Source organism: Noviherbaspirillum sp., assembly GCF_036563305.1.
Taxonomy (GTDB): Bacteria; Pseudomonadota; Gammaproteobacteria; order Burkholderiales; family Burkholderiaceae_D; genus Noviherbaspirillum.
Window position 1 is genome coordinate 187,600 of the sequence record NZ_DATCMQ010000004.1, and the last position, 26,326, is coordinate 213,925.

General features: G+C 65.5%; 23 protein-coding genes and 1 pseudogene. 11 read left to right on the forward strand and 13 right to left on the reverse strand.

The window, feature by feature from the left end:
- Positions 1-5 precede the first annotated feature (5 nt).
- Entirely contained in the window at positions 6-323 is a 318-nt protein-coding gene (locus VIM12_RS01835; protein WP_331939901.1) for a hypothetical protein, read from the reverse strand.
- A gap of 137 nt (positions 324-460) precedes the next feature.
- Here VIM12_RS01835 and VIM12_RS01840 point away from each other — a divergent pair, with 137 nt between their 5' ends.
- Positions 461-1,474, forward strand: a complete 1,014-nt coding sequence (locus VIM12_RS01840; RefSeq protein ID WP_331939902.1) for a 2-dehydropantoate 2-reductase — start codon at positions 461-463, stop codon at positions 1,472-1,474.
- Here VIM12_RS01840 and VIM12_RS01845 read toward each other — a convergent pair.
- Together VIM12_RS01845 and VIM12_RS01850 are read right to left on the reverse strand one after the other, a co-directional pair.
- Positions 1,446-1,889 (reverse strand): hypothetical protein, encoded by a 444-nt coding sequence (locus tag VIM12_RS01845; RefSeq protein WP_331939903.1) that lies wholly within the window; start codon positions 1,887-1,889, stop codon positions 1,446-1,448. The genes VIM12_RS01840 and VIM12_RS01845 overlap by 29 nt on opposite strands.
- A gap of 46 nt (positions 1,890-1,935) precedes the next feature.
- Positions 1,936-2,559, reverse strand: a complete 624-nt coding sequence (locus VIM12_RS01850; protein WP_331939904.1) for a 3'-5' exonuclease — start codon at positions 2,557-2,559, stop codon at positions 1,936-1,938.
- Positions 2,560-2,692: 133 nt separating this feature from the next.
- On the opposite strand from VIM12_RS01850, the gene VIM12_RS01855 reads away from it, so the two are divergent.
- The 4 genes from VIM12_RS01855 (at position 2,693) to VIM12_RS01870 (ending at position 6,259) form a co-directional block, all read left to right on the forward strand.
- On the forward strand, positions 2,693-3,400 hold the full coding sequence (locus tag VIM12_RS01855) for a c-type cytochrome (RefSeq protein WP_414691734.1): 708 nt from the start codon (positions 2,693-2,695) through the stop codon (positions 3,398-3,400).
- Between the two features lie 11 nt (positions 3,401-3,411).
- Positions 3,412-4,689 (forward strand): cytochrome c, encoded by a 1,278-nt coding sequence (locus VIM12_RS01860; protein ID WP_331939905.1) that lies wholly within the window; start codon positions 3,412-3,414, stop codon positions 4,687-4,689.
- A 160-nt stretch (positions 4,690-4,849) separates the two neighbouring features.
- Positions 4,850-5,008 (forward strand): hypothetical protein, encoded by a 159-nt coding sequence (locus VIM12_RS01865; RefSeq protein WP_331939906.1) that lies wholly within the window; start codon positions 4,850-4,852, stop codon positions 5,006-5,008.
- A 177-nt stretch (positions 5,009-5,185) separates the two neighbouring features.
- Positions 5,186-6,259, forward strand: coding sequence for a 3-deoxy-7-phosphoheptulonate synthase (locus tag VIM12_RS01870; protein WP_331939907.1), 1,074 nt, complete (start codon positions 5,186-5,188; stop codon positions 6,257-6,259).
- An 8-nt stretch (positions 6,260-6,267) separates the two neighbouring features.
- On the opposite strand, the gene VIM12_RS01875 is transcribed toward VIM12_RS01870, so the two are convergent.
- Complete coding sequence (locus VIM12_RS01875; protein ID WP_331939908.1) at positions 6,268-8,133, reverse strand: putative bifunctional diguanylate cyclase/phosphodiesterase; 1,866 nt, start codon at positions 8,131-8,133, stop codon at positions 6,268-6,270.
- Positions 8,134-8,392: 259 nt separating this feature from the next.
- Positions 8,393-9,457, reverse strand: a complete 1,065-nt coding sequence (locus tag VIM12_RS01880) for an NAD(P)-dependent alcohol dehydrogenase (RefSeq protein WP_331939909.1) — start codon at positions 9,455-9,457, stop codon at positions 8,393-8,395.
- 119 nt (positions 9,458-9,576) lie between these two features.
- Between VIM12_RS01880 and VIM12_RS01885 the strand changes: the two genes are divergently transcribed.
- Complete coding sequence (locus VIM12_RS01885; RefSeq protein WP_331939910.1) at positions 9,577-11,346, forward strand: thiamine pyrophosphate-requiring protein; 1,770 nt, start codon at positions 9,577-9,579, stop codon at positions 11,344-11,346.
- 14 nt (positions 11,347-11,360) lie between these two features.
- Positions 11,361-11,552 carry a hypothetical protein gene (locus tag VIM12_RS01890; protein WP_331939911.1) on the forward strand — a complete coding sequence of 64 codons (192 nt, stop codon included), beginning with the start codon at positions 11,361-11,363 and terminating at the stop codon, positions 11,550-11,552.
- Here the strand turns inward: VIM12_RS01890 and VIM12_RS01895 are convergent, their stop codons facing one another.
- Complete coding sequence (locus tag VIM12_RS01895) at positions 11,553-12,563, reverse strand: AI-2E family transporter (RefSeq protein WP_331939912.1); 1,011 nt, start codon at positions 12,561-12,563, stop codon at positions 11,553-11,555.
- 99 nt (positions 12,564-12,662) lie between these two features.
- Here VIM12_RS01895 and VIM12_RS01900 point away from each other — a divergent pair, with 99 nt between their 5' ends.
- On the forward strand, positions 12,663-13,760 hold the full coding sequence (locus VIM12_RS01900; protein WP_331939913.1) for an NADH:flavin oxidoreductase/NADH oxidase: 1,098 nt from the start codon (positions 12,663-12,665) through the stop codon (positions 13,758-13,760).
- Between the two features lie 32 nt (positions 13,761-13,792).
- On the opposite strand, the gene VIM12_RS01905 is transcribed toward VIM12_RS01900, so the two are convergent.
- Positions 13,793-14,590, reverse strand: coding sequence for a hypothetical protein (locus VIM12_RS01905; protein WP_331939914.1), 798 nt, complete (start codon positions 14,588-14,590; stop codon positions 13,793-13,795).
- A gap of 290 nt (positions 14,591-14,880) precedes the next feature.
- Between VIM12_RS01905 and VIM12_RS01910 the strand changes: the two genes are divergently transcribed.
- Positions 14,881-16,779, forward strand: a complete 1,899-nt coding sequence (locus VIM12_RS01910; protein WP_331939915.1) for a hypothetical protein — start codon at positions 14,881-14,883, stop codon at positions 16,777-16,779.
- Positions 16,780-16,806: 27 nt separating this feature from the next.
- Positions 16,807-18,858 carry a hypothetical protein gene (locus tag VIM12_RS01915; protein WP_331939916.1) on the forward strand — a complete coding sequence of 684 codons (2,052 nt, stop codon included), beginning with the start codon at positions 16,807-16,809 and terminating at the stop codon, positions 18,856-18,858.
- 151 nt (positions 18,859-19,009) lie between these two features.
- Here the strand turns inward: VIM12_RS01915 and VIM12_RS01920 are convergent, their stop codons facing one another.
- The gene (locus tag VIM12_RS01920; RefSeq protein ID WP_331939917.1) at positions 19,010-20,146 is read right to left on the reverse strand and encodes a metallophosphoesterase; all 1,137 of its coding nucleotides are present in this window, start codon (positions 20,144-20,146) and stop codon (positions 19,010-19,012) included.
- A 229-nt stretch (positions 20,147-20,375) separates the two neighbouring features.
- Here VIM12_RS01920 and VIM12_RS01925 point away from each other — a divergent pair, with 229 nt between their 5' ends.
- A complete protein-coding gene (locus tag VIM12_RS01925; RefSeq protein WP_331939918.1) occupies positions 20,376-21,182 on the forward strand; it encodes a hypothetical protein in 807 nt (268 codons plus the stop codon).
- 68 nt (positions 21,183-21,250) lie between these two features.
- Here VIM12_RS01925 and VIM12_RS01930 read toward each other — a convergent pair whose 3' ends face one another.
- The 5 genes and pseudogenes from VIM12_RS01930 to VIM12_RS01950 form a co-directional block, all read right to left on the reverse strand.
- Positions 21,251-22,084: a TadE family protein gene (locus VIM12_RS01930; RefSeq protein WP_331939919.1), complete on the reverse strand. Its 834-nt coding sequence runs from the start codon at positions 22,082-22,084 to the stop codon at positions 21,251-21,253.
- A 156-nt stretch (positions 22,085-22,240) separates the two neighbouring features.
- Positions 22,241-22,597 (reverse strand): annotated as a pseudogene (locus tag VIM12_RS21260) (DUF192 domain-containing protein); the annotation flags it as partial.
- Positions 22,598-22,660: 63 nt separating this feature from the next.
- Positions 22,661-23,623, reverse strand: coding sequence for a type II secretion system F family protein (locus VIM12_RS01940; RefSeq protein ID WP_331939921.1), 963 nt, complete (start codon positions 23,621-23,623; stop codon positions 22,661-22,663).
- The gene (locus VIM12_RS01945) at positions 23,616-24,476 is read right to left on the reverse strand and encodes a type II secretion system F family protein (protein WP_331939922.1); all 861 of its coding nucleotides are present in this window, start codon (positions 24,474-24,476) and stop codon (positions 23,616-23,618) included. The genes VIM12_RS01940 and VIM12_RS01945 overlap by 8 nt, the downstream gene beginning before the upstream one ends.
- The gene (locus tag VIM12_RS01950; RefSeq protein ID WP_331939923.1) at positions 24,473-26,320 is read right to left on the reverse strand and encodes an ATPase, T2SS/T4P/T4SS family; all 1,848 of its coding nucleotides are present in this window, start codon (positions 26,318-26,320) and stop codon (positions 24,473-24,475) included. Before VIM12_RS01950 ends, VIM12_RS01945 begins: the two co-directional genes overlap by 4 nt.
- Positions 26,321-26,326 lie beyond the last annotated feature (6 nt).

Below are 26,326 nucleotides of genomic sequence, written 5' to 3' on the forward strand. Positions count from 1 at the left end.
CTGTGCTATTCGTACTTGCCGCGAGCGAAAAAGTGCATCAGCTTGTCGACCTCGGATCGCTCTTCCCGGACGCGCATGCTGTCGAGGTATTTCCGGTACGCCTGCGGATCGGTCCGGGCCAGCTCGGCAAACTCCTGCGCGGTCATCGGCCGCTGTCCTTCGGGCCTGGGCGTCGCCATGTCCTGCACCGAGGGCGCGGCCAGGCCCGGCGATGCAGCTTTCGCGCCGCCCGCTGCGGCCGGGTCAAGCAGTGCAACGATCTCCGGGCTGCGCCAGGCAATCCCGCAGATGGCGATCAACAGCATCAGCAACAGCGTCTTCATGCGCGTTTCCTCCCTTGTTGGGCCCGCAAGGTAGCACAGGTGAAGGCCGCCGCGCATGCCATGAACGGTGGATACGGCGTCCGCACGCTGCCCGCGCTACACTTCCCGGCTGGGATGCAGAGACAGGAGAACACGCAATGAAGATCGCCGTATATGGCTTCGGCGCAGTCGGCGGGCTGCTGGGCACGCGGCTTGCCGCGGCAGGATGCGAGGTGACCGCGATCGCGCGCGGCGCAGTGCTGGCGGCGCTGCGCAGCAGCGGCGCGCAACTGGAGCAGCAGGACCAGACCATCGGCGTTCCGATGCATGCGGAGTCCGACCCGGCCGCTGCCGGGGTGCAGGATGTGGTCTTCATCGCGGTGAAGGCGACGGCGATGCCGGCAGTTGCAGCGGGCATCGCGCCGCTGATCGGCCCCGGCACCATCGTGGTGACGGCGATGAATGGCGTTCCGTGGTGGTTCTTCGAGGGAAGGGAAGGCGCGCTCGGCGGCGCCCGCCTGCCGTCCCTCGATGCGGACGGCGCACTGTTGCGCGCCATCCCGGTGCAGCAGGTGATCGGCTGCGTGGTGCACCTGTCGAGCTCGAGTCCGCGGCCCGGCGTAATCCGCCCCGGCTTCGGCAATCGCCTGATCCTCGGCGAGCCGGGCGGCGGCCAGTCGACGCGGGTCGACCAGCTCGCGGCGCTGCTTGCCAGTGCCGGCTTCGAGGCCGAGGCCAGCGCCGACATCCGTACCGACATCTGGTACAAGCTGTGGGGCAACATGACGATGAACCCGGTGTCGGCAATCACCGGCGCGACCGCCGACCGGATTCTCGACGATCCCCTGGTGCGCGGCTTCTGCCTTGGCGCCATGCGCGAGGCGGCGGAAATCGGGGCGCGCATCGGCTGCCCGATCAGCCAGAGCGGCGAGGACCGGATGAATGTCACGCGCAAGCTCGGTGCGTTCAAGACCTCGATGCTGCAGGACGCCGAAGCGGGCAAGGCGCTGGAGATCGATGCGCTGGTGACGTCGGTACACGAGATCGGCGCGCTGGCCGGGGTGCCGACACCGAACATCGATGCCCTGCTCGGACTGGTGCGCCTGTTCGCGCGCACCCGCGGCCTTTATCCGGACGGAGAGCTCAGAAGCATTGCAGCCAGCCACCGTTGACGTGGCAAGGACGTCCGCCTGCGTCGAGATGCACATTGCCCGTGCCGCCCTGCACGCGTCCGCCGGGCGTCCAGCAACCGCCCGCGTCGCAGCTGTTCACCGGTTGCGGTCCTGGCGGAACCGGTGCGGACGTCGCGGGAAGGCTGGGTGCGGGGACCGCAGGCGGCGGTGCGGGTGGCGCCGGCATCCGCACGATGGTGGCGCTAGAGGCGCGGCGCGGCTGTTCACCGGCGGGCCCGGGAATCTGCGCCGGGGCCGGCCTGGCGTGAACGCCGTCGGCGTCTTCCACGGTCGCCGCGGGCAACGCGACGCGCGGGGGCGACGGCGGCGGAAAATAGACCGAGGGATCGGCCGAAGTGCAGCCGGCGAGCAGCGTGTGCAGCAGAAGCAGCAGCGGTATGCGCGGGACGGTCATGGGCGTGCGCGAGGAACAAACCGGTTCGACCGCCGGCGGCGGGGATCTATCCCTGCCCGAAGGTGCGCTGCAGGTAGGCCGGCACCTTGGCGGCGGGCATCGCGCCAATGCGGGCGAGCAGGCCTGCATCGATCTCGGCCACGCCGTATTGCCTCGCGATGCGGCTGCCGATCTGCAGCAACAGGTCGGCGCTGACTTCGGCGTCCGCCTCGGCCCGGTGCGCATTGCCGCTGAAGCGGATGCCGAGCCGGCTGGACAATGCGCCCAGCTTGTAGCTCGGCAGGCCGGGAAAGATGCGACGCGAGAGCTTGAGCGAACACAGGGTGCCGCCGTGCCGCGGCTGCAGGCCGAGCGCGCGGCTCTCGGCGACAAGGAATTTTTCGTCGAAGCTGGCGTTGTGCGCCGACAGCGGATGCTCGCCGATGAAGCCCAGCAGCGCCGGCACTACCTTCGAGACGTCCGGCGCGCTGTCCACCATCTGCTGGGTGATGCCGGTGAGGCTGGTGATGAACGCCGGCACCTCGACGCCGCAGTTCACCAGCGACACGAAGCGGTCGACGATGCGCCCGCCCTCGATCCGCAGCGCGGCCACCTCGGTGATGCGCGCCCCCATCGCCGGGCTGAGGCCGGTGGTCTCGAAGTCGAGCATGACGATGGGCTGGCGGTACATGGGCTATCCGGTGGCGTCGAGGCCAGCGATTGTACGGCATGGCGCCGGCTCCGCGCAGCGGGATTGTGCAAGGCTGCCGGTCATGTTCTTTTCACATCGCCTACAATTGGCGGTTTCAGTACGCTTCAGCGCCATGCCATTTTCCCTGACGCATTCCCTGTCCATCCTGAGCCTGGCGTTCCTGCTCGCGCCGCCCGCCGCCGCGCAGCAGACGGCGGGCAATGCTGCCGCCGCGCGTTTCGCGCCGTGCATGAGCTGCCATGGCAAGGAAGGACGCGCCACCAGCGACGGCTACTATCCGCGCATCGCCGGCAAGCCGGCCGGATACCTTTACAACCAGCTGGTCAACTTCCGTGACGGACGCCGCCAGCAATATCCGCTGATGGTGTACACCGTCCAGCACCTGTCCGACGAATACCTGCGCGAGATGGCCGGGTTCTTCGCCGATCAGCACCTTCCCTATCCGCCGCCGCAGCGCGTCGACGTATCGCCCGCGGTGCTGGCGCGCGGCCGCGCGCTCGTGCTGGAAGGCGACAGCGGGCGCAAGATCCCCGCATGCGTTGCCTGCCATGGCAACACGCTGACGGGCGTGGCGCCGGCGACTCCCGGCCTGCTCGGCCTCCCGCGCGACTACCTCAACGCCCAGTTTGGCGCCTGGCGCGAGGGGACGCGCCGTGCGGCGGCACCGGACTGCATGGGTGAGATCTCGCGCCAGCTCGCGGTGGAGGACATCAGCGCGATCACCGCCTGGCTGGCGACCCAGCCGGTGCCCGCCGAGAGCGCGCCGGCGCCGGCGGCGTCGGTGAAGCTGCCGCTGGCCTGCGGCAGCGTGCCGGGTTGAGGAGGAGACGCATGAAACGCATCCTGCTCCCGTTGCTGCTGCTGGTCGTCGCCACGGCCGGCCTCGTCGCCTGGCTGGGACTGCGGGAAGACCCCGGCCCGCCGTCGCGCATGGCATCACAGCCTCCGACCGCGCTGGCGATGCGTGGCGCCTACCTCGCGCGCGCAGGCAACTGCATGGGTTGCCACACGGTGCGCGGCGGTGAGCCCTATGCAGGGGGACGGGCAATACGCACGCCCTTCGGCACCATCCCGGCCCCCAACATCACGCCGGACCGCGAGACCGGTATCGGCACCTGGAGCGCGGACGATTTCTGGCGCGCGCTGCACAACGGCAAAGGCAAGGACGGCCGGCTCCTGTATCCGGCGTTTCCGTACCCGAACTACACCCGCGTCACCCGGGACGATTCAGATGCCATGTATGCCTACCTTCGCACCGTCACTCCGGTACGCCAGGAGGACGCGGCGCCGGCGCTGCGCTTCCCGTTCAACCTGCGGCCGCTGCTGGTCGGCTGGCGCGCGCTGTACTTCCGGCCCGGCGAATACCAGCCGGAACCGGCGCGCAACGCCGAGTGGAACCGGGGCGCCTACCTGGTGCAGGGGCTGGGCCACTGCAGCGCCTGCCACACCGCACGCAATGCGCTCGGGGCCACCGACCAGAAGGCGGATCTCGGCGGCGGCATGATCCCGATGCTCAACTGGTATGCGTCGGCGCTGACCGGCGAGGCCGGCGGCGGGCTCGGCGACTGGGAAACGCAGCACATCACCGACCTCCTGAAGACCGGCGTCTCGGCGCGCGGCGCGGTGTCCGGGCCAATGGCCGAAGTCGTCGGCGCCAGCCTGCAGTACCTGAGCGATGCCGACGTGCGCGCGATGGCGGTCTACCTGAAGACGCTGCCGCAGGGCGAGACCGCGGTGTCGCCGCCACCGCCGCCCGGACCGGCGACCGAGCGGGTGCTCAAGGCCGGCGCCGCGCTGTACGAACAGCATTGCGTCAATTGCCACAAGGCGTCGGGGGCAGGCGAGCCGCCGCATTTCCCGGCGCTTGCCGGCAACCGCAGCGTCCTGCACGTGGAACCGGTCAACGCCATCCGCGCGGTGCTGCACGGCGGCTACCCGCCCAGCACGGCCGGCAATCCGCGTCCCTACGGCATGCCGCCGTACGCCGCGGTGCTCAACGACCAGGAAGTCGCTGCCCTGGTCTCGTTCATCCGCAACAACTGGGGCAACCAGGCCTCGCTGGTCGGCGCCGACCAGGTGAACCGTTATCGTGCGGTGACGCTCGACTGACGGGCACGGCGGCGCCCGCAAACGGTGCAAACGCGGCCGCCGCGCCGCGTTTGCCGCTTTTCTTCCTTCCTTAAGGCTGGTCTAAGTCTTGTATGGGAATATCCCCTGCACGATTTCCCGCGACCCGCAGCGCAGCGCCACATGCCCTTAGGAGGTTTACATGTTCGACAAGCCCGTCATGTCCGACCCGGCCCGCCAACCCACGCAGGCCGACAAGAAAAATGGCAGCAACAGCATGCCGGCGGTACGCCGCCTGGCGCAATGGCAGCGCGCTGAGCGCGAGCGCATGGACCGATTCGGCCGGTTCGGCGGCCGCTGATCGCGCATCCACAGATTCCTTTACTCCCCAACCCCCTCGGGCCCGCCTTCGTGCGGGTCTTTTTTTGCCGGCGCCCACCGTACGACGGGGCGACGCCGCGCACCCGATCCAGCCGTCACGCGGTACACTTGGCGCTTTTCGCGCGCCGCCGGCGCGTCCCTTTCCGATCGCCGCAAGATGACCACTTTCCATGTAGAGAACGTCAACGTCGCCTCGTTCGACACGATGCCCACGCCGGAAGCGCTGCACGCGCAACTGCCGCTGTCCGACCGCGCGGGCACGGTCGTCACCCAGGGCCGCGAGGCACTGCGCAACATCCTCGACCGCAAGGACCCGCGCATGTTCGCGGTGGTGGGCCCCTGCTCCATCCATGACCCGGAGGCCGGCCTCGACTACGCGCGGCGGCTGAAGCGTCTGCAGGACGAGGTCAGGGACTCCCTGCTGCTGGTGATGCGGGTCTACTTCGAGAAGCCGCGCACCACGACCGGCTGGAAGGGCTACATCAACGATCCCGACATGGACGACTCGTTCCACATCGAGCGCGGCATGGCCAATGCCCGCCGCTTCCTGCTCGACGTTGCCGAGCTCGGCCTGCCGACCGCGACCGAGGCGCTCGACCCGATCTCCCCGCAGTATCTTGGCGACCTGATCGCCTGGACCGCGATCGGCGCCCGCACCACCGAGTCGCAGACGCATCGCGAAATGTCGTCCGGCCTGTCGACGCCCGTCGGTTTCAAGAACGGCACCGACGGCGATATCGGCATCGCGATCAATGCAATCCTGTCGGCATCGCATCCGCATTCCTTCCTCGGGATCAATGGCCAGGGCCGCGTCGCCATCGTGCGCACCAGCGGCAATCGCTACGGCCACGTGGTGCTGCGCGGAGGCGATGGCCGACCCAACTACGACACGGTCTCGGTGACGATGGCGGAGCAGGCGCTGGCCAAGGCGAAGCTGCCGGCCAATATCGTGATCGACTGCTCGCATGCGAACAGCTTCAAGAATCCCGACCTGCAGCCGCTGGTCATGACCGACGTCGTCAATCAGGTCCGCTTCGGCAACAAGTCGCTGGTGGGGGTGATGATCGAATCGAATATCGTCGGCGGCAAGCAGTCGATCCCGGAAGACCTGTCGCAGCTGAAGTACGGCTGCTCGGTGACCGACGGCTGCGTCGGCTGGGACGTGACCGAGAAGATGATCCGCGACGCGCACCAGGTCCTGCGCGAAGTGCTGCCTGGCCGGTCGCGGTAAAAGCTACATCACCGGGAAGGAAATTCTGCATCCGCGCTGGACGGCCGCAGGGCCTGCGGCGGCACCGGCGCGGATGCAAGCAGGTCGAGGCGCAGTCGCTGTCCGGAGCGCAGCAGCGCCGCGCATTCGTCCGCGGGCAACGGCCGGCTGAAATAGAAACCCTGGATCTCGTCGCACTGGTTCAGCGCCAGGAAGGACGCCTGCTTCTCGGTCTCGACACCCTCCGCCACCACTTCGAGGTGGAGCCGGTGCGCCATCGCAATCACGGCCTGCACGATCGCGCGCCCTTCCCCGCTGTGCGGAATGTCGGCAACGAAGGAACGGTCGATCTTCAGCTTGTCGATCGGGAAGCGCTTGAGATAGCTCAGGCTGGAATAGCCGGTGCCGAAATCATCGATGCTCAGCGAGACGCCGAGACTGCGCAGCGCATGCATCGTCTCGATGCTCTTCTCGGGATCGTCCATCGACATGCTCTCGGTCAGCTCCAGCTCCAGGCAACCGGGCGGCACCCCGTGCATGCGCACCAGGTCCTGCACGGCACGCACGAAATCGGGGCGCAGGAACTGCCGTGCGGACAGGTTGACGGCAACCGGCACATGCGCCGCACCCGCCTCCTTCCACATGGATATCTGCCGGCAGGCCGCGTCCAGCATCCATTCGCCGATCGGCACGACCAGGCCGGTCTCCTCGGCGATCGGGATGAAATGTGCCGGCGGCACCAGTCCGAATTCCGGATGCATCCATCGCACCAGCGCCTCGACGCCGCTGACCGCGCCGCTGCGCAGGCTGGCCTTGGGCTGGAAGTGCAGCAGCAGCTCGCCGTGCTCGAGCGCCCGCCGCAGCCCGGTCTCCAGGTGCAGCCGCAGGCTGGCGCGGCGCCGGATGTCCGGCGTGTAGCGCTGCACCGTCGCCCGTCCGACCTCCTTGGCCCGATACATGGCGGCATTGGCGGCATTGAGCAGGGTATCCGGACTGTCGCCGTCCTCCGGATAGCTGCTGTAGCCAATGCTGCAGCCGATCGCGACTTCCTGTCCGCGCAACTGCAGCGGACGCGTCACGCCTTCCACCAGCCGCTGCAGCACCTGCGCCGGCTGCTCCCCATCCTCGGCCTGTTCCAGGATCACGATGAATTCGTCGCCGCCGATGCGCGCCACGGTGTCGCTCTGGCGCACGCCGTCGCGCAGGCGGCGCGCCACGGCGGCAAGCGCGCGGTCGCCGGCCGCATGACCGAGGCTGAGATTGAGGTCCTTGAAATGGTCGAGGTTGAACAGCGCGACCAGCGCGCACCGGTCCTGCTGCTTCCAGCGCGCAATCGCGTGCCGCAGGAGGTCCATGAGCAGGCCGCGATTGGGCAGGCCGGTCAAGCTGTCCTGCGCGCTGAAGCGTTCGCTGGCTGCCATCTTCTGCCGCAACGATTCTTCCGCCAGCACCGCCAGGTCGCGCAGTGCGCGCAGTTGCTCCCGGCGGAATCGGCGCGGCCGGAAATCGAACAGGGTCAATGCGCCGGCGGGGTAGTGCCCGCCCGCATGCAGCGGCACGCTGACCACGCAGCGTACCGGTGTCTCGCTGTCGACCAGGGGATGGCGCGCGAAGCGGGCGTGGCGTGCCGGTTCGTTGATGACGAGGGGGCGCATGCGCCGGAATGCACGCGCGCCGAACGAGATCGCGCCGTCGATTTCCGGCGGCGACATCGGGAGGCCGTGACAGGATTTCACCCATTCCGCCTCGGCGTCGAGCAGTGAAACCATCGCCGCCGGCACGTCGAGCAATGCCGCGGCGAGCCGGGCAACGCGGTCGAGACTCTCCTGCGGGGAAACATCGGCAGCAACATTCGGCGGAGCCGGCGCAAAGTCAGCTACGTATGGTTTCTTCATGGAGAACACAAGTGAGCGCGCCGCGCCGCGACTGAGCCGCAGGCGGAGCATGCGCCGCCGGTCCGCGCTTCTGCAAGCGTGGTGCCGGCGGCAGGTACATCACGAAACAAGGTCTTGACGCTACCCTTGCAAGCAGCGTGCCGCCCCTGCGCATGCCCGCACCCCCGGCTCGACCGGCGTCCGGTGCGAGCACTCGCTCAGCCTCGGTCCGGCTCCCGCCGGCCGCGGCCTGGGGCTATCACTTGCAAGGCGGCACGCCTCACGCCGGAGCCGTGCCCTTGAGCGATGCAATGTCGATCACGAACCGGTACTTGACGTCACTGCGCAGCATTCGCTCATAGGCTTCGTTGATCTGCTGCACCGGAATCATCTCGATGTCGGAGACGATGCCGTGGGACGCGCAGAAATCGAGCATCTCCTGCGTCTCCGCGATGCCGCCGATCAAGGAGCCGGCAAGATGGCGCCGCTTCATGATCAGGTTGAACACCTGGGGCGACGGGTGCGGCTCCGCGGGCGCGCCGACCAGGGTCATCGTCCCGTCCCGCTTGAGCAGCACCAGGAAGGCATCCAGACTATGCGGCGCGGCTACCGTGTTGAGGATGAAATCGAAGGAATTCGTGTGGGCCTGCATCTCGTCCGCGTTCTTCGACACCACGACTTCATGCGCGCCCAGCTGCAGCGCATCCTGCTTCTTGCCGGGCGAGGTGGTGAACAGCACCACATGCGCGCCAAGCGCGCGCGCCAGCTTGATGCCCATGTGGCCGAGGCCGCCGAGGCCGACCACCCCGACCTTCTGCCCGGGCCCCACCTTCCAGCGGCGCAGCGGCGACCAGGTGGTGATGCCGGCGCACAGCAGCGGCGCCGCGGCGGCGGGATCGAGTCCGTCCGGGATGCGCAGCACGAATTTTTCCGTCACCACGATGTTGGTCGCATAACCGCCGTAGGTCATGCCGCCGCTATGCATCTCCTCGCCGTTGTAGGTGCCGACGAAACCGTTCTCGCAATATTGCTCCAGGCCCTCGGCGCAACTGGCGCAGCGCTGGCATGAATCGACCATGCAGCCGACGCCGACGAGGTCGCCCTGCCGGAACCGGGTCACCTGTTGCCCCGTCGCGGTGACCCTGCCGATGATTTCATGTCCGGGAACCACCGGATAGACGGTATTGCCCCATTCGTTGCGCACGGTATGCAGGTCGGAGTGGCAGACGCCGCAGTAGAGGATGTCAATCTGCACGTCATGCGGCCCGGGGTCGCGCCGTTCGAAGCGGATCGGCTGCAAGGGTGTGGTGGCGCCGGTCGCGCCATAGCCGAGGGAGAGCAGCATGGCATTTCCTTTCTCGCAAATCGAAGTTGACCCGCTGCCGGGGGAGCGGTTCCGCCATTCGGGACGCCTGTCCCGGCGCGCATCTTGCGTGCTCCGGCGGCATTTTGTGGAGCAGAACAATGACAGGCACCGTCGCTGATTTTGTCCTTCGACGCCTGCAGCAATGGGGCGTCCACCGCGTCTACGGCTATCCCGGCGACGGGATCAACGGCCTGATGGGCGCATTCGACCGCCAGGACGCCATCGACTTCATCCAGGTGCGGCATGAAGAACTCGCCTCCTTCATGGCCTGCGCCCATGCAAAATTTACCGGCGAAGTCGGCGTCTGCCTCGCCACCTCCGGCCCGGGCGCCATCCACCTGCTCAACGGCCTGTACGACGCGAAACTGGACCACCAGCCGGTCGTCGCGATTGTCGGCCAGCAGGCCCGCATGGCGCTCGGCGGCGAGTACCAGCAGGAAGTCGACCTGGTGTCGCTGTTCAAGGATGTGGCGCACGAGTTCGTGCAGATGGCCAGCACGCCGGAGCAGGTGCGGCACCTCGTGGACCGTGCGATGCGCATTGCCCGCGAGCAGCGTGCGGTGACCTGCGTCATCCTGCCCAACGACCTGCAGGAACTGGAAGCGGTGGAGGCGCCGCCGCGCGAACACGGCAGCGTGCATTCCGGCATCGGGAGCGTCGGCCGCAACCTGCTGCCGGACGTGGAAAGCGTGCAGCAGGCGGCGGCCATCCTCAACAGCGGCAAGCGGGTCGCGATCCTGGCCGGCGCGGGCGCCCTGCACGCCGGCGAGGAACTGGTGGCGGTGGCCGAGGCACTGGGCGCGGGCATTGCCAAGGCCCTGCTCGGGAAGGCGGCGGTGCCGGACGATCTGCCGTTCGTCACCGGCGCCATCGGCATGATCGGCACCAAGCCGAGCGCCGACATGATGAACGGATGCGACACCCTGCTGATGGTCGGTTCGAACTTCCCGTATGCGGAATTCCTGCCGCCGGAGGGGCAGGCGCGCGGCGTGCAGATCGACATCGACGCGCGACGCAGCAGCCTGCGCTATCCGATGGAATGCAACCTGACCGGCGACGCCCGCGAGACGCTGCGGGCCTTGCTGCCCTTGCTCGACCGCAAGAGCGACCGCGGCTGGCGGCGCGAGATCGAACAGGGCGTGCAGCGCTGGCGGGAAGTGCTGGCCCGGCGCGCGCAGGACCCGGGTGTCCCGATGAACCCGCAACGCGCCTTTTCGGCGCTGTCGCCGCGCCTGCCGGATGACTGCATCCTCACCTGCGATTCCGGCTCCACCACCAGCTGGTATGCGCAGCACCTGCAGATGCGCAAGGGCATGATGGCGTCGCTGTCCGGCGGCCTCGCGACCATGGGCTGTGCGATGCCGTACGCGATTGCCGCCAAGTTCGCGCATCCGGCGCGGCCGGTGATCGCGCTGGTCGGCGATGGCGCGATGCAGATGAACGGCATCAATGCATTGATCACGGTGGCCAAGGAATGGCGCAACTGGGGCGACCCGCGCTTCACCGTCCTGGTGCTGAACAACCGCGACCTGAACTTCGTCACCTGGGAGCAGCGGGGACAGGCAGGCATTCCCAAGTATCCGACCTCGCAGGAGCTGCCGGACTTCGCCTATGCGGATTTTGCCCGCATGCTCGGGCTGCATGGCATGCGGGTCGAACGGGCCGACGAGATGGACGCCGCCTGGGACCAGGCGCTGGCGGCCGACCGCCCCTGCGTGCTGGAAGTAGTGGCCGACGCCAACGTGCCGCCGCTGCCGCCGCAGGTGACGCGCAAGCAGATGCAGTCCTACTTCGAAGCAATCGAGAAGGGCGACAAGGATGCCGACGCGATGCGCAAGGCCATCGCGCTGCAGGCATCGGAACAATGAGAAACGGAGCGACCATGAGCACGACCAATTCCAACGCACCCACGCCCGCCGCCCGCAACCCCGGCGACGAGGCCACGCCCGGCACCGAGCAGACCGCGGAAAACACCTGTCCGGTTTGCGCCGGCAGCGGACGGGACGCGAAGCAGGCGGCCTGCCCCAACTGCGGCGGCACCGGCGTGGTGATCGTCACGGTCGGCGATGCCTGATCAGACCAGCCCGCGCTCGGCCAGCTCCCGCTTCGCATACGCATAGAACACCGGCGCCGCGATCAGTCCCGGCAGGCCGAACACGGCCTCCATCGCCAGCATCGCCGCCAGCAGTTCCCACGCGCGGGCGTCGATGTGGGCGCCGATGATCTTGGCGTTGAGGAAGTACTCCAGCTTGTGGATCACCACCAGGAAGGCCAGCGACACGGCGGCGGTGCCCAGCGAATGCGACAGGCTGACGATCACGATCACGGTGTTCGAGATCAGGTTGCCGGCCACCGGCAGCAGGCCGGCGACGAAGGTGACGGCAATCATGGTCTTGGTGAGCGGCAGCTTGATCCCGGCCAGCGGCAGGATCACCGCCAGGTAGATCGCGGTGAAGATCGCGTTCAGCGCGGCGATGCGCACCTGGGCGAAGACGATGCTGCGGAATGCCCTGTGCAGGTTGACCAGGCGCGCATGCAGCGCGGCGGCCAGCGGCTTGTAGTTGGGCGCGGTCGTGGTGTCGTACAAGGCGGCCATCGCCCCGATCACCATGCCGATCAGCAGGTGGGCAATTACCCTGCCCGCCTCCTGTCCCAGCGCCTGGGCCTGCACCGCATGCGCGCGCAGCCATGCGGTGATCGCCTCCTGGATGGCATGGGTGCCGGCCGGGATCCGATCTTCGACCCAGGGTGGCAGCTGGTCGCGCGACGCCTCGACGATGTCCGCCATGCGCTTCATCAGGGCCTCGACGCTGCCGGCCTCGCTCTGGAGGAAACTGACCGTGCCCCAGACCGCCAGCGTCAGCAGCAGCACGATCAGCGAGCCGAGCAGCGCCACCGCGATCATGCGCGCGCGCTGGTCGCTGATATTGCGGCCGAGGGCGGGCGCCAGCACGACCACCAGCGAGTACACCAGCAGGCCGGAGAACAATGCCGCCAGCAGGCCCTTGTAGAGTACGATCACCAGGGCGGCGGCGGCCAGCACATAGGATGCGACGATGATGGAATCCGATTCTTGTTCACGCATGTTGGTGGACGTCCCGGTTAAACGCAGCAGATTTCCCCATATTGCCACGCAGGCGGCCTTGCGGCCCCGCGTCCCCTCAACCCCTGTCCCGGACCGACCATGAGCACACTGTTTTCCCCGATCTCCCTCGGCAGCCTTGTCCTGCCCAACCGCATCGTCATCGCCCCGATGTGCCAGTACTCGGCCAGCAATGGCGAGGCCAGCGACTGGCATGAGATCCATCTCGGCCACCTCGCGCTTTCCGGCGCCGGACTGCTGATCATCGAGGCCACCGCGGTCGAGGCGGAAGGACGGATCTCGCCGGGCGACCTCGGCCTCTGGTCGGACCAGACCGAACAGGCGCTGGCACGCGTGCTGCACGCGGTACGCCGCTACTCACCGATGCCCATCGCGGTGCAACTCGCCCATGCCGGGCGCAAGGCATCCACCAGGGCCCCGTGGGAAGGCGGCCAGTCCATCCTGGCCGCCGACGGCGGCTGGGTGCCGTACGCCCCGTCGCCGGTCAAGTTCGCCGACCATGACGAACTGCCGCACGCCCTGGACGAGGCCGGGCTGCAGCGCGTGCGCGACCGCTTCGCCGACGCCGCGAGGCGGGCGGACCGGCTCGGCATCGACGCCATCGAGGTGCATGCGGCGCACGGCTACCTGCTGCACCAGTTCCTGTCCCCGCTGTCGAACCGGCGCGAGGACGCCTACGGCGGTTCGCTGGAGAACCGCATGCGCTTCCCGCTGGAGATATTCGACATCGTGCGCGCCAGCTTCGCGCCGGGCAAGCCGGTCGGCGTGCGGGTGTCCGCCACCGACTGGGTGGAAGGCGGCTGGGACCCGGACCAGACCGTCGCCTTTGCGCAGGCGCTGCGGCAGCGCGGCTGCGATTTCATCGACGTCTCCAGCGGCGGCCTGTCGATGCAGCAGAAGATCAGCGTCGGTCCCGGGTACCAGGTGCCCTTTGCCGAGCGCGTGCGCAAGGAAGGCGGCATGCCGACCATCGCCGTCGGCCTGATCACGGAGCCGCAACAGGCCGAGGAGATCGTCGCGTCGGGAAAGGCGGACATGGTGGCGCTGGCGCGCGGCATCCTCTACAACCCGCGCTGGCCGTGGCACGCCGCCGCGGTACTCGGCGGCGAGGTGGCCGCGCCGCCGCAGTATTTCCGCTCGTCGCCGCATGGCGTCAAGCGGTTGTTCCGCGGCACCTGACGACCGGATAGTGCGCCGGCGCCGCGGCGCGCTCAGGCGTCCAGCTGCACGTCGACGCAGGTCAGGCGCTCGCCCTTGCCCTTGGCGGCGCTGGCCGTCGCCTCCGCATCCGCCGCCTCGCGCGACGGGTGCTGCGTCACCACATACTTGTCGGTGCTGATGCCGTCCCGGTTCAGGTAGATGTTCAGGAAAAGGTGATCCATGTCCGGTACGTTCTCCAGGTAAGGCAAGCCGTTCTCGGACAGGCGTCCGTCACTCGTGAAGACCGTGACCACCTCGTCGTCGCCGATATACCCCTGGACCTTGTAGATGGGATGGCGGGCGCGGGTGGTGATGATCTCGACCGGCTGCTTGGTGGTGATGAGCCGGACCGGCCGGCTGAAATCCAGCGGGGCCGCCGGCGCCTTGCTGGGCTGTGCCGGGGGGGCGGGATGCGCCGTGTCGAAACTGGCGGCACTGGCGGCAGTGGCAGCACTGGCGGCACTGGCGGTGGCAGTGACGCCTGCGGCCTCCGCCTCGTCGCCGGCCCGATGCACGTGAGCGGCACGGGCGGCATCTGCGGCCTGCGCGCCGTTCGACATGTATCGCGGCGCATCGAATACCCGCTCGTCCCGGACCTGCTGGCCGGGCGGGATTTCATCATGCTGGATGAATGGCTCCTCGCGCCGGCTCCAGGTGCGCTCTTCGGTCCTGGCCACCGGCGCCGGTGCAGGGGGTCGGTCAAAAGTGCGATGCGGGACGTTGAACGCCGTCTCGTAGTTGTACAACTGCTCGTCGGTCATGTCCGGGTAGGGGGCGGGATGGCCGCCGTCCACTGTCCGATATGCCATCCCGGAATCACGCTTGCCCAGGATGCTGCCTAGTATGCCCACGTCCTTCTCCTTCAGTTTCCAAGCATCATCAGGCCGCCGGGGCGAACCACGGCGGGAAGCCGCGTGGCTTCGGCATTTCGACCGGCCAGGCAAGGCGCGGTTCTGGACAGGCAAAACGAGATTGTTTCGAGGTGTTGCCATTGCGACGCGCATCCCGATGCGACCGGACGACGGCCGCCGTGGAAGTCTGATGGAGCATTTTGGTTGCGGGGAACCACTGACGAAATAACTGTCATGCGGAGCGCGCAATGTTTCCCTACTCAATCATTTCGTCTGCAAATCTCGTCCCCCCTGCCGATACCGGGTCCCGGCCTCGCCCCGCCGAAAACCGGCGGCAGGCCAGTGAGCTCCGGACCGAACTCGACGCCCTCGGCACCGTCCTGGCGCAGGGTTACTTCGACGCAAGAGGAAACAACGAGGCGGGTGCCCGGGCACCGACAACACTGACGCTGCCGGGATCACGTCTGCACATCCACCGCCTGCGCAGCGGCACAACCGCATCCGTGGAATATAAAGACCTGAACGGCGAACGCCGTGTCTGGCAGCTGGACAAAAACCACCCGGGGCTGGAAGGCCTGGCAAAACGCGCGGAGGAATATGCTGCAATGGAGGACGCGTTGCGTCTCGCGGAGGCGACCGAACAAACCGGGCCGACGGCAAGGCGTGACGGTACGCCCGAGCGCAAGCGCCAGAAAACGACGGCATCGACACTATCGCGGCTGGAGAGCCTGCCCCCCGAGATCATGACCGCTATCATCCGTCGTCTGCCACGGTTTGAGAATGCCGCGCACGCCAACATGATCGAGGCGCTGAGATCGGGCGGGCGGGCGGGCGCAACCCGCACCAATACCGTCAACAAGGTGAAGCCGGTCGAACACCCGGACGGCCTGCGCTACGCATCCCCCCACATCTACCGTTATTTCAGGGGTGAGACCGATAGCATGAGAAAGGCGGCCCACCTGATCCGCCGGGCCTGCGACATACACAGGCTGGTGACGCCCGAGCAGCGCACCAGGGCACTGGCGGCGATCCTCGACGATGCATTCGCCGTTCCGCATGAAGACAAGAGCGAGGGCATCGACCGTCGCCTCGATGAACTGCGAGCCGAGATCGCCTCGCAGGATCAGTCGCAGCAAGCAGCGAAAAAAGCCTTGCGCGCCGAGGGTGCGAGGCTCTGGCACCAGAAAAGCAAACTGCTGCCGGAAGACCTCGGCGAGGTCATCGCTGCAGCGTCCTACGCGCTGGAACATCTGCCTGCCGCCAGCACCGCGCTGCAGAACAGCTTCGATCGTATTGCGACCATTGCCGCGTCCCTTGAGGATCCTGCGCGGGCCAAGGTCGTGAAGGGCCTCTGTCAGAATGTCGGACGATTGCACGACGGGCACCGCATGGCGGGCGTCGGCAGCATCGTCCAGCTGGTCGCTACCCTTGGCCGGTCGGGAGACCTGCGAGAGGCGTTCATCAACCTGGAGAAAGTACTGCCCTCCATGCCCCAGGACGACCACGCGTTTTCCTTGCTCAAGACATTGGCGGCAGTCAGCGGCAGGCTGGAGAACCAAGGGGAGCGGCAACATGCGCAAGGCATCCTTCTTCGCAACCTGCACTTGCGGGGCGGAAGAACGACCGCAGGGTTTGCACTGAAGGCGGAAGTATTGACTGAGCTGGAGATGGCAGGTGCCGGAGGATGGGCCGCCCGGGACCTTCCCGCGCTGCTCCGCGGACTGGATCGCGATGACCGGGCCGAGGGTGCCCGCGTCGCCGCGGAGCACTTTGCCCCCCTGGAGAATGAGGACGCGAGGACGCATGCCGCGCGCTATCTATTGGAGTTTGCCGCCAGCGAGAAAGCGCCGTTCGATGCACCCGAGGCTGCCGACCGCATCGCAAGGAATAGCGACCAGCTACACAAGTACTACCTGATCGAGCCGCTGTGCAGGGCGCTCGCCGGCTTCCGGGACCCGGATGACCGGGCCGGCGCCTTCACCCTTGCGACGAGATGGGTCGATGATTTTACGGACAGGCAGCTTGTGACGTATGCCCTCGATCTGTTGCAGAGGGCGCAAGCTTGCCTGGCTGAGGATGATCGCGACCAGTGGCAAGCGTGGTTTCATTCGACCAGTGAACGGGCAGGCGATCCCGGGCCGGCGTGATCAGCGCGGACGAGGCCGGCGCAGGGGATGCATGACCTGCCCCCCCGGCAGAAGGTAAATGGATATAAGCGGGCGTTCACACCACTGATTGCTTTCACAATCACCAGTACGCCCATGTGCCCTGTTTCTACCGCCCTTGCTGTCGGCCCCCGATTCACCAGCACCACGGAATCCCTCCATGCGTCCGCCCAGCCCCCACGCAAGGCCGACCAGATACGGGACGAACTCAACCGCCTCGCGCCCACGCTTCTGCAACACTACAGAAATGTCGGAGCGCCTCATCCAACCATCGCGGAACTGCCGAACTCCTCGCTGCGGATCACGCCCCTGCGGCGCGGCGAGAAATTTGATGTGCTGTACAAGGATGCAAGGACCGGACGCGGCCGCTGCCAGCAGCTTGGCGGCAGCCTGCCCGAACGCCGCGCCCTCAAGGAATGTGCCGATCGATATGCCGCGCTGCAGGCGGAGTTGCGGGCGGCCGCGCCAATGGCACCTCCCGGGTACGGGGAGATGCGTTTCAGCGCCGGCCCCTGCCTGCCCACCCCGCGCGATGCGCGCGCGGCGTCGCTGGAGCATTTGCCGAATGAATTGCTTCTGCAGGTCCTGGATCACGTCCCGCGCGACGAGTATCCGCACGATCCTTCCACGCATGCGGGAAGCCTCGGGCATGCCTCGCGCGGACTCTACAATCGCCTGCAGGCAGAGTGCAACAGCATGCGGAAGGCAGCGCGCCTGATCGCCGACGCCCGCAAGGTGCGGGAGTTAAACCCGTCCGAGCGCGCCGACGCGCTTCTTGCGATTCTCAAGGCGGCACAGGCATCCCCCGCCAAAGATGAGGTCGAGAGCATCGATGGCATGCTTGACGCACTGGTTGTCGCGCAAAGACTCGGTTCGAATGACCTGCAGTCGAAACGGAAGCAACTATGGCTGACACGTAGCGCACTTTCAAAGAAAGATCGCGAGAGCGTCGCCGCCGCCGTCATCAATGCGCTGGACTGCCTGCCCCCGGGAAGCGCGCTGACCCGATGCTTCAGCGAGGCTGCCGCCTTGCTGGCGTCATCCAGGCCCGGCGAAACAAGTGCGGAGGCCGTTACTGGTCTGTGCAGGGCCTTGTGCAGGATGCCGCGCGGGGAGTTGATGGCCGGTCTCAGGCAGATCCTTGACATCGCCGAGGCATCCGGCGCATCGGATGCCGCGCGCGCGGCGATCATTGAAAGTCATCCGCTTCTTCTCACCCTCCCGCAAGGAAGTGATTCCATTCGCTTGCTCGGGCGTTTTGCGGCGCTTGCGGGGAGGCTCGACCGTACATCACGGCAAGGTGACCCACGAGCGGAGATAAATGAATGGAGGGCGCTGCCCCACCCCCTCATTAGCCTCCTACGCGCCCCCAGGTTTATCGGGGATTTATACTCGTCGCAGGCCAATCTTGAAAGAACTGCAGCGGTCGCCGCCATCTGCCAGGCAATCTATCTGATCAAGTGCCACACCCTCGAAGAGTTCCGGACCAGTGCACAGGTATTGTTCGATCTGGAGAGCACAGAGGTAGCGGGCGCCGCCACCATGTTGGGCGGCATGCTGAAAAAGCTGCCAGTGCAGGATCAATCGAAGGGGCTCGATTTCGCTCTCAATGCCATCGCCGGCATATCAAGCGGGAGCGGGAGGGCAGCGGCGTTGATTAAACTGACCTACGAGATCCCGCGGATACGGGGGGGCTGCCTAGTCGGTCCCCTGACTCAGGTCACCGACCTCGCCACGGGTATCGGCGAGGCAGAAGGAAGAGCTTGGGTGATCACCCACGTCGCTAAAGCAATCCGGCGTTGCACCTCCGGCCCCGACCGACAAGCGATGTACGATTGCACAGTAAAGCTGATCGAGGGTCTTGAAGACCCCGGGATCAGGGAAAGTACCCTGGCCGTGCTGAAAGAGGCCGTCGGAAAGTTGCCCCCCCACTTCCACGCGCCAAGGCATTGGCATCAGCGCATCGCAGAAATACAGGAAAGTACACGTGCGCCGGCAGTGGCAGGCGCCGAAGCGGACCGGGGTCGTCAACAGGAGGCGGAAAGCGCCGTGTCACGCTGATTCTCCATGTCAGCTGCAAACCCGTTCGCATCCATTCGTCCACGGCCCGGGCTGTCGCAGCAAAATCGCATCGCCGGCACGGGCAAACGCGATTCCGGCGACGCCGTCGGCGGCCTGCAATCCCCGGCCCCGGTCACGACGCAACGCGCGATCAGGCAGCAGCCCGCACCAGCCGTACCCGCGTAATCTCGGACGGCGCGCCAAAGCGTTTCGGCGGCCCCCAATAGCCGGTGCCGCGGCTGATGTACACCCACATCCTGTCCAGGCGCTTCAGCCCGGCCACCCACGGCTGCTGCATCGGCACGAAGAAATTCCACGGAAAGAACTGTCCGCCGTGGGTGTGGCCGGACAACTGCACGTCAAATCCCGCCTTGGCTGCCGCAGGCGCCGTGCGCGGCTGATGCGCGAGCAGCACCCGGACGGCGGCATTCGACGGCGCGCCACGCAGCGCCCGCTCCGGGTCGCTGCGATGCGCCGGATCGAAATGATGGGCGGTGAAATCCGTCACGCCGGCCAGCACCATCGTTGCGCCCCCGTGCTCCAGCACCACATGCTCGTTGAGCAGCACCCGCAGGCCGAGGCGGCGCAGCTCCGCGATCCAGCCATGCGCGCCGGAATAGTATTCATGGTTGCCGGTCACGAAGTACGTCCCGTGCCGCGCCTGCAGTCGCGCCAGCGGCGCCGTGTGCGGCGCAAGATGTTGCACCGCGCCGTCCACGAGGTCGCCCGTCACCGCCACCACGTCCGCGTCCAACGCATTGACCGCTTCAACGATCCGGGTCAGGTAGCCATGCTTGATCGTTGGCCCGACATGGATGTCGCTGATCTGCGCGATAGTAAAGCCGTGCAGCGCCTCCGGCAGTCCCTCCACCGGAATCTCGACATGCACCACCTGCGCCACCCGTCGGGCATTGAACAAGCCGACGAGCGCCGCGAAGAGCGCCAGTACAGGCACCGCCACCCCGCTCCACCGCACCAGGTCCGCGCCATACGCCCCGATCAGTGCCGCCGCGACCAGCATCACGTCGCGCACCAGGGTCAGCACAAACAGCGAGGAGAACAGCCCCAGCGCAAGAAAGCCAGCCCACGCCATACGATCGGCAAGCGGCTGGCGCCGGATCGCATGCGACATGAACCCGGCGGGAATCAGCCCCATCGAGGCAGCAAGCCAGACGGCGCCGAGCACCTTCAACGGCAACGCGATCGGCAGCGCAGGCAGGATGCGCAGGCCGATGTAGGCGTGCAGGACGGCGAGGATGATCAGGGCGGTGGGGGGGCGGAAGCGCATTGTGGTCGCGAAGGTGACTGGGCGCGGGTGAACGATTCCCTGGCCGTGATGAAGTGAATGGGTCTTAGCTTGGGGCAGAGTAGTTTCCTTCAAGCGTAATAGCCAGCAGCACCGGGATGAAAAACCAACAGTAACAATTTGACGCTGTAAAGCAGGACAGTCGCTCCTAGTATTGTCATTCTTTCATTCAAGCAAGGACATGCGGGTGCAAGGAATATACTGGTTTGGAATGGCTATTCTGATTGCAGGCTTCGCTGCCCACGGAGGCGAGATCGTGGATAGCGCTTCGTCGGATTTTCTGCAATCGATGGCGCCTCGTCCTGTGTTCATCCCGGGCAAACGCGAGGTGACGTACGACGACTGCTTTCCCCCACATGACAATGCGCGACAGGGCGACGTTGTCGTCAGCCAGCTTGAAATCTACGATTCCCGGCACGCCCGGATAGTCCCGTACCGGACCACCTCGACAGTCACGGACGTCTCGCCATTCGCATTGGGCGAGCGGTTCGGGATAAGGACTACATCGGAAGTGAGAGCGGAAGTGGGATACGTCCATGTCGCCTCGTCATCATCGGAAGACGCACGGCTTCGGGGGACATGGATACTCTTGACGACCATGCACCTCCCTGGGGGCACATCGACGTCCGCCAGAACGCGTTACCTTCCTGTCCATGTCGGCAATCTCTCCACGGGGCACGAAACAACGATTTACAAGCCGGGACAATGCATACGAAACATTTATCGCGTCCGGCATGAAGTCCATAACGCCGCTTCAACCAAGGAGGACATGTTGACCGAAACCATCACATTCCTCGGCGTGGAGGAACGGAGCAAGGTCGCGGGGCGTGAATTTCCATATGCGTGTGTCTTTCGCCAGGAATTGCACATGAACGGAAGCCGTTCAGGTGTCTACGATCTCTACTTCCACAAATATGGTGCCCTCAAGACGGTCGAATACGATCCTGCGGCACCGCGACCGCTTGTGCACGAGTTGTTACAGGATACCGCTGCAGATCGGGGCCCAGACTTGCGGTGAAGGGCCAGCGATTCGGAAAAGGTGACGCGGCGTAGTGCGCGGACCGTTCCCGAGAAACCGCATTACCCTCATGCGCATGCCGGTGGTTCGGGATTGCCGGTTTCCTGATCCCCGCCGCCCGCGTCTTTCGATCTTTCTATCCCCGGCGGCACGTCAATATTGCACTCGGCAGTGGTACACACCGGCGCCGGCATCGTGGTATCCGGCCGCCCCCCCGGCGGACGCGGTTCGCCGGTGTTTGCGAGTCCCGGCACCGGGGGCGGGGCAACGGGCTCGATCGCATCGGAGTGCATGTTGAGTGTGACATGCGTCACAAGGGGAACCCGTCCGGCCCGGAGCATGCGGCTGTAGTCCATGTCGCCGCCTACATCCAACCAACGCAACACACGGTTGTACATTGCGCCGGTCAAGGGAACCTTGGGTTCGTATGCATGGGTGATCCGGAGCTTGATCAGATTTGCATCCTGTATGCTTTGTCCGGATCGCTCACCGATGATCCCCGGATCTCTGCTGGCCAATTCCGAGTTCGGTACAACACGTCTCCCATTGCCGATAGTCTGCTGCAAATCGACATCGTTCCAGTCGTCGAAGCTTTCCTTTGACGGGCTCAGCATTTCTATCTTCAACAGGCGTCCATTTGGCCCCGCCGTCATGTCTTCCCGAGCGCGCTGACGCGCGCCGCTCAATTCTTCGGCTGTGGTCCCGCCCCCGTATATCGGTATCAATGCATCCAGATAGGCATCTTCAATCGCAGCGACGTCGGCATTCATCATGGCACCTGCTCGCGCCGCCATGAAGCCTGCATGGTTGATCTGGTTCTTGGCAAAGAACAGCATGCCGTACTGCAGAATCGACAAGCCAAGCATTGCGACGATCGGTCCGACGATGACAAACTCGGCCATCGCTGCACCCTCCTGTGGCCGTCCCGGCGATGCTGCGCGCATCCGAACGATGTCTGTGCCGACGCATCTTCCCTGCCCGGCGCCATCGCCGTCATGTCGAAGCTGATCCCCGATGTCGATACCCAGCCGGACAATGCTTCCTGCAGCAAGTTCCAGGACATGACTCGCCCGTCTGCCAATCCCGGACGCACCCTCCCTGCCCGTTGCGCCAAGATGTATGCGCCACGGCTTCAGGCGTGGGACGCATCCCGTGACGACACCCATCTCGTCGAGATACACGAGGTCGATCTGAAATCGCATGAAGGCAGTGTGCACGTTCGTGCACCGGGTCAGTAGCATTCCATGGCCGGGAGGAAGGGACTTTCGGAACATGAGGCCACGAAAGCGACAGGAAAAGTCGTTGGCAACATGAAGTGTAATGGGGTGGTCTGCGGTCTTGGTGCGCAACAGCGCTACGGTGACAGGCATGTCAGGTCTCACTCTGGTTGCCATGGCCGGGCAATCGCTTCGCATGCGGTGTCGGCAGCGTGTCGCACGACCAAGTGGCTTTTGTATGACGGGAGGCAGGCACGATGGCTACAAGCCGGACTCCATGAACTTCATTACGATCGGGAAGAAGAGCACAATGAAGGTGCAAGGAAAAATGAAAGCGATCAATGGCAGAAGCATTTTCACCGGCGCTTCCAACGCCAGCTTTTCCGCTCGCAGGAAGCGCTCTGTCCGCCGCTGGTCCGCCTGGGCCCGGAGCACGGGGCCAAGGCTCATGCCCATGCTTTCCGCCTGAATGACGGCCATCGTGAAATGTGTGATGGCAGGTTCTCCCGTGCGCTGGGCCATCGACCGCAATGATTCCGCGCGTCCCCGACCGGCTCTCACGTCCCGAAGCACGTGCTGGAACTCTTCCCGCAGCGGGCCTTTCGGCCCTTTCGCTACCGCTTGCTGCATTGCCCCCTGCAGATTGAGACCGGCCTCCACGCAGAGCGTGATGATATCGAGGTAGAACGGCATCGAGTTCAGCAGGATGCGACGTCTGGCGGCAAGCCGGTCTTTCAACCAGCCGCCGGGATAGAGCGCACCAAGCAGCATGGCGCAAGGCAGTGCCTGCAGGTATAACGTCCATGCAAACTGCGATTGCCCGGCGTCGGTTCCGTCCGCAAACGCGAGGGTAAACAGGCACAATGCGCCGCACAACAGGCCGCAAATGCATCGCGAAGCGAGGAACTGCGCTGGGGAGAGGCAGTATCCCAGTCCGGCCTTGCGGAGGCGGGACGCGCCGTTGGCGAGGGTTCCAGCCGGAATGAAGGGCTGAAGATAGTGGCTCAGCCACTGGATCGGTAACCAGGCAAGAAGGAAGCCGAGTGGCGGCGCGTCCTTGTACTGCCGGTCTTCCTCCGGAATGGCGGCAAGTGCTCGGCTCAATACCCAGCCAATCATCGCCGCCGAAATACCGACCGCAAGGGCGGACAGGAAGACGATGGTGCGGGCGTTATGCAAAAAATCTTCTGTCATGGAGATAGCGATTTGGTCCAATTCATACATCGATCGAAACAATCCGCCGGATAACGTAGACACCTGTGACTTCAAGGAACGCGATGATTGCCAGGACAGCCCAGCCCATAGGTGTGTGCCAAAGGTGCCGCATGCTCTCGGGCTCCATCGTGTTCAAGATGACCAGGAGTGCCAGTGGCAGGCCGCCAACTACCCATGCTTGCAGCTTCCCCTGAGCGGTCAAGGCATCGATTTTTCCTTCCATCTGCAAGCGGCTTCGTATGGTTGTTGCCGTACGCTCGAGCGCTTCAGCAAGCCCGCCACCCGTTTCCGTCGCAATCCGCATCGCTGACACAACCAGCACCGTAGATTGATTCGGCATGCGACGCGCCAGATTGTCCAGCGCTTGATCCAGCGTGACGCCAAGCCGCTGTTCCCGCAGCACGACGGCAAACTCCTGGGCGAGCGGCGGTTGCGCCTCCTGCACGAGCAGCTGCAGCGCGGACATCAGCCCACTTCCAGCACGCAGCCCTCCAGACAGCATTAACAATGCATCGGGAAGCTGCTCCTCGAACCCATGCATGCGCTGACGTCGCATCCATCCATACGCCAGCCGTGGCACGCATGTCATGGCAAAAAACACGGGCACAGCGAGCGCCGCACTTCCCGAAACCATCCAGAGCGTGCCACTCACCAGCAGCATCGCCGCAACGTTGGCGGCAAACAGCGCCCGCGGATCAATGAACAGGAAGAACTCCCGCGCTTGAAAACGGACACGTTCCGTGAAACGCGCCCGGTACTCGACCATCGCCGCGGTGCCAATCTCCATCAAAAGCCACGCAAGGAGACATGCCGCCAGGGCAAATACGCACACCGCAAGCAGCAACGTGACCTCGGTGCTCATCCTGCCACCTCGTCGCCCGTACCAGTCACGCCTCTCGTCGTTCCCAACCTGAAGATCCCGACGTCAGGTGCCCTGCCTGCCACGCGCAGGCTTTCGTAGAAGCCGGGTACGAGGCCGCAGCCTGTGAAGTATCCCGAGACGCGCCCGTCCGCTCCGTAAGCCTCGTGGACGTACTTGAAGATATCCTGGACCTGTATCCTTCCGCTTTCCATCCCGCTGATTTCCGCGATAGCGGTTACCTTGCGACTGCCACAGGCGAACCGGGTCTGCTGGACGATCAGGTCGACCGCGGAAGCCACTTGTTCGCGAATCGCGAGGAGCGGAAGATCGACTCCTGCCATCAACACCATGGTTTCGAGCCGCGCAAGCGCGTCCCGTGGGGAATTGGCGTGCAACGTGGTCAGGGATCCTTCATGTCCGGTGTTCATCGCCTGCAGCATGTCGAGCGCCTCCGCACCGCGGCATTCCCCAATGACGATGCGGTCCGGCCGCATGCGAAGCGTGTTCTTCACCAGGTCGCGAATCGAGACTGTGCCCTTGCCCTCTGTGTTGGCAGGCCTTGCTTCGAGCCTGACGAGATGGGCGTGATGCAGTTTGAGCTCGGCCGCATCTTCGACAGTGATCACTCTTTCGCGCGCCGGGATGAAGTTGGAGAGGATGTTGAGCAAGGTCGTCTTGCCCGATCCTGTTCCGCCAGACACGACAATGTTCTTGCGCGTCTCCACGCACACCTTCAGAAACTCGGCCATCTCCTGGCTTATGGCGCCAAAGGCGACCAGGTCACTAGCCTCAAGCTTGTTTTCTGAGAACTTGCGTATGGTGAGGGCAGGCCCTTTCACCGCCAACGGCGGGATGATCGCGTTGACCCGCGATCCATCCTTTAGACGCGCGTCGACCATCGGCGACGACTCGTCAATACGTCTGCCGAGCGGCGCAACGATGCGCTCTATGACACCAAGCACGGCCCGGTCTCCGGTAAACGCGAGCGGGTATCGGGTCAGCTTTCCGCCGCGCTCGACGTAGATCTCGTCGAACCGGTTGACCATCACTTCCGTGACGCTCTGGTCGTCGAGCAGTTCTTCCAGCGGACCCAGACCAACCGCCTCGTCCAGGACCTGCTTGCACAGCAAGGCACGATCGAGATCTCGCGGAATGTGATCGCTTTCGGCGGCGACGATCTGACGGACGAGCGCTTCGGCTTCACTGCGCAGCAGGTCGTCACTCATGACCGATATGTCCTGGCGACGCAGGTCCATGGTTTCCAGGAGCTTGGAGTGGATGCGCTTGCGCCAGTCGAACTCCCGATCCCCGGACGCGAAATCCGGCGCGACGACCACGGGGCGGCCCGTCTCTTTCCGCTCTCCCGCCGGCTTTTCTCCTGCCCCATCTGCACGCAGCGATACGACGTCGTCGCGTGCCTGGAAGACCGCACTCTGGACCTGTACCGCCTCGCGCCTGGATGGGTCGATTTCTTCCGCGGTCCCCCGGTTGTCCCTGGCGGCGATATCCAAGAGAGAGAACGGTGAGGCAGCCTCTACGGCCAAGGGACTGTGCACAGGCTCTTGCACGTGCAGAATGAATGGCCCGATGCCTATCGCGTCCGACGCTTTCAGGGGGCCGTATTGGATTTCAATCCGTTTGCCGTTCACGCTGACGCCACCGAAACCGCCAAGGTCGTCAATCAGGACGCCGGCTGGCGCCAGGTAAAGCCGGGCATGCTCCTTCGATACGCGCCAGCTATCCAGCCTTATTTCGCTCTGCGCGCCCTTGCCGATCACGCAGTCATCCGGTGCCAGCACGGTTCTTTTCCTGCCATCCGGATCGCTTATGTTCACCTTTAGCATCAGGTT

Excerpts from the sequence above, each read along its gene's own strand:
- VIM12_RS01870 (WP_331939907.1), top strand. The coding sequence starts at position 5,186 with ATGACCACTTTCCATGTAGAGAACGTCAACGTCGCCTCGTTCGACACG.
- VIM12_RS01900 (WP_331939913.1), top strand. The coding sequence starts at position 12,663 with ATGAGCACACTGTTTTCCCCGATCTCCCTCGGCAGCCTTGTCCTGCCC.
- VIM12_RS01910 (WP_331939915.1), top strand. The coding sequence starts at position 14,881 with ATGTTTCCCTACTCAATCATTTCGTCTGCAAATCTCGTCCCCCCTGCC.
- VIM12_RS01945 (WP_331939922.1), bottom strand. The coding sequence starts at position 24,476 with ATGAGCACCGAGGTCACGTTGCTGCTTGCGGTGTGCGTATTTGCCCTG.
- VIM12_RS01950 (WP_331939923.1), bottom strand. The coding sequence starts at position 26,320 with ATGCTAAAGGTGAACATAAGCGATCCGGATGGCAGGAAAAGAACCGTG.
- VIM12_RS01925 (WP_331939918.1), top strand. The coding sequence starts at position 20,376 with ATGGCTATTCTGATTGCAGGCTTCGCTGCCCACGGAGGCGAGATCGTG.
- VIM12_RS01905 (WP_331939914.1), bottom strand. The coding sequence starts at position 14,590 with ATGGCATATCGGACAGTGGACGGCGGCCATCCCGCCCCCTACCCGGAC.
- VIM12_RS01860 (WP_331939905.1), top strand. The coding sequence starts at position 3,412 with ATGAAACGCATCCTGCTCCCGTTGCTGCTGCTGGTCGTCGCCACGGCC.
- VIM12_RS01920 (WP_331939917.1), bottom strand. The coding sequence starts at position 20,146 with ATGCGCTTCCGCCCCCCCACCGCCCTGATCATCCTCGCCGTCCTGCAC.
- VIM12_RS01915 (WP_331939916.1), top strand. The coding sequence starts at position 16,807 with ATGCATGACCTGCCCCCCCGGCAGAAGGTAAATGGATATAAGCGGGCG.
- VIM12_RS01850 (WP_331939904.1), bottom strand. The coding sequence starts at position 2,559 with ATGTACCGCCAGCCCATCGTCATGCTCGACTTCGAGACCACCGGCCTC.
- VIM12_RS01835 (WP_331939901.1), bottom strand. The coding sequence starts at position 323 with ATGAAGACGCTGTTGCTGATGCTGTTGATCGCCATCTGCGGGATTGCC.
- VIM12_RS01840 (WP_331939902.1), top strand. The coding sequence starts at position 461 with ATGAAGATCGCCGTATATGGCTTCGGCGCAGTCGGCGGGCTGCTGGGC.
- VIM12_RS01930 (WP_331939919.1), bottom strand. The coding sequence starts at position 22,084 with ATGGCCGAGTTTGTCATCGTCGGACCGATCGTCGCAATGCTTGGCTTG.
- VIM12_RS01865 (WP_331939906.1), top strand. The coding sequence starts at position 4,850 with ATGTTCGACAAGCCCGTCATGTCCGACCCGGCCCGCCAACCCACGCAG.
- VIM12_RS01845 (WP_331939903.1), bottom strand. The coding sequence starts at position 1,889 with ATGACCGTCCCGCGCATACCGCTGCTGCTTCTGCTGCACACGCTGCTC.
- VIM12_RS01855 (WP_414691734.1), top strand. The coding sequence starts at position 2,693 with ATGCCATTTTCCCTGACGCATTCCCTGTCCATCCTGAGCCTGGCGTTC.
- VIM12_RS01875 (WP_331939908.1), bottom strand. The coding sequence starts at position 8,133 with ATGAAGAAACCATACGTAGCTGACTTTGCGCCGGCTCCGCCGAATGTT.
- VIM12_RS01895 (WP_331939912.1), bottom strand. The coding sequence starts at position 12,563 with ATGCGTGAACAAGAATCGGATTCCATCATCGTCGCATCCTATGTGCTG.
- VIM12_RS01940 (WP_331939921.1), bottom strand. The coding sequence starts at position 23,623 with ATGTATGAATTGGACCAAATCGCTATCTCCATGACAGAAGATTTTTTG.
- VIM12_RS01880 (WP_331939909.1), bottom strand. The coding sequence starts at position 9,457 with ATGCTGCTCTCCCTCGGCTATGGCGCGACCGGCGCCACCACACCCTTG.
- VIM12_RS01890 (WP_331939911.1), top strand. The coding sequence starts at position 11,361 with ATGAGCACGACCAATTCCAACGCACCCACGCCCGCCGCCCGCAACCCC.
- VIM12_RS01885 (WP_331939910.1), top strand. The coding sequence starts at position 9,577 with ATGACAGGCACCGTCGCTGATTTTGTCCTTCGACGCCTGCAGCAATGG.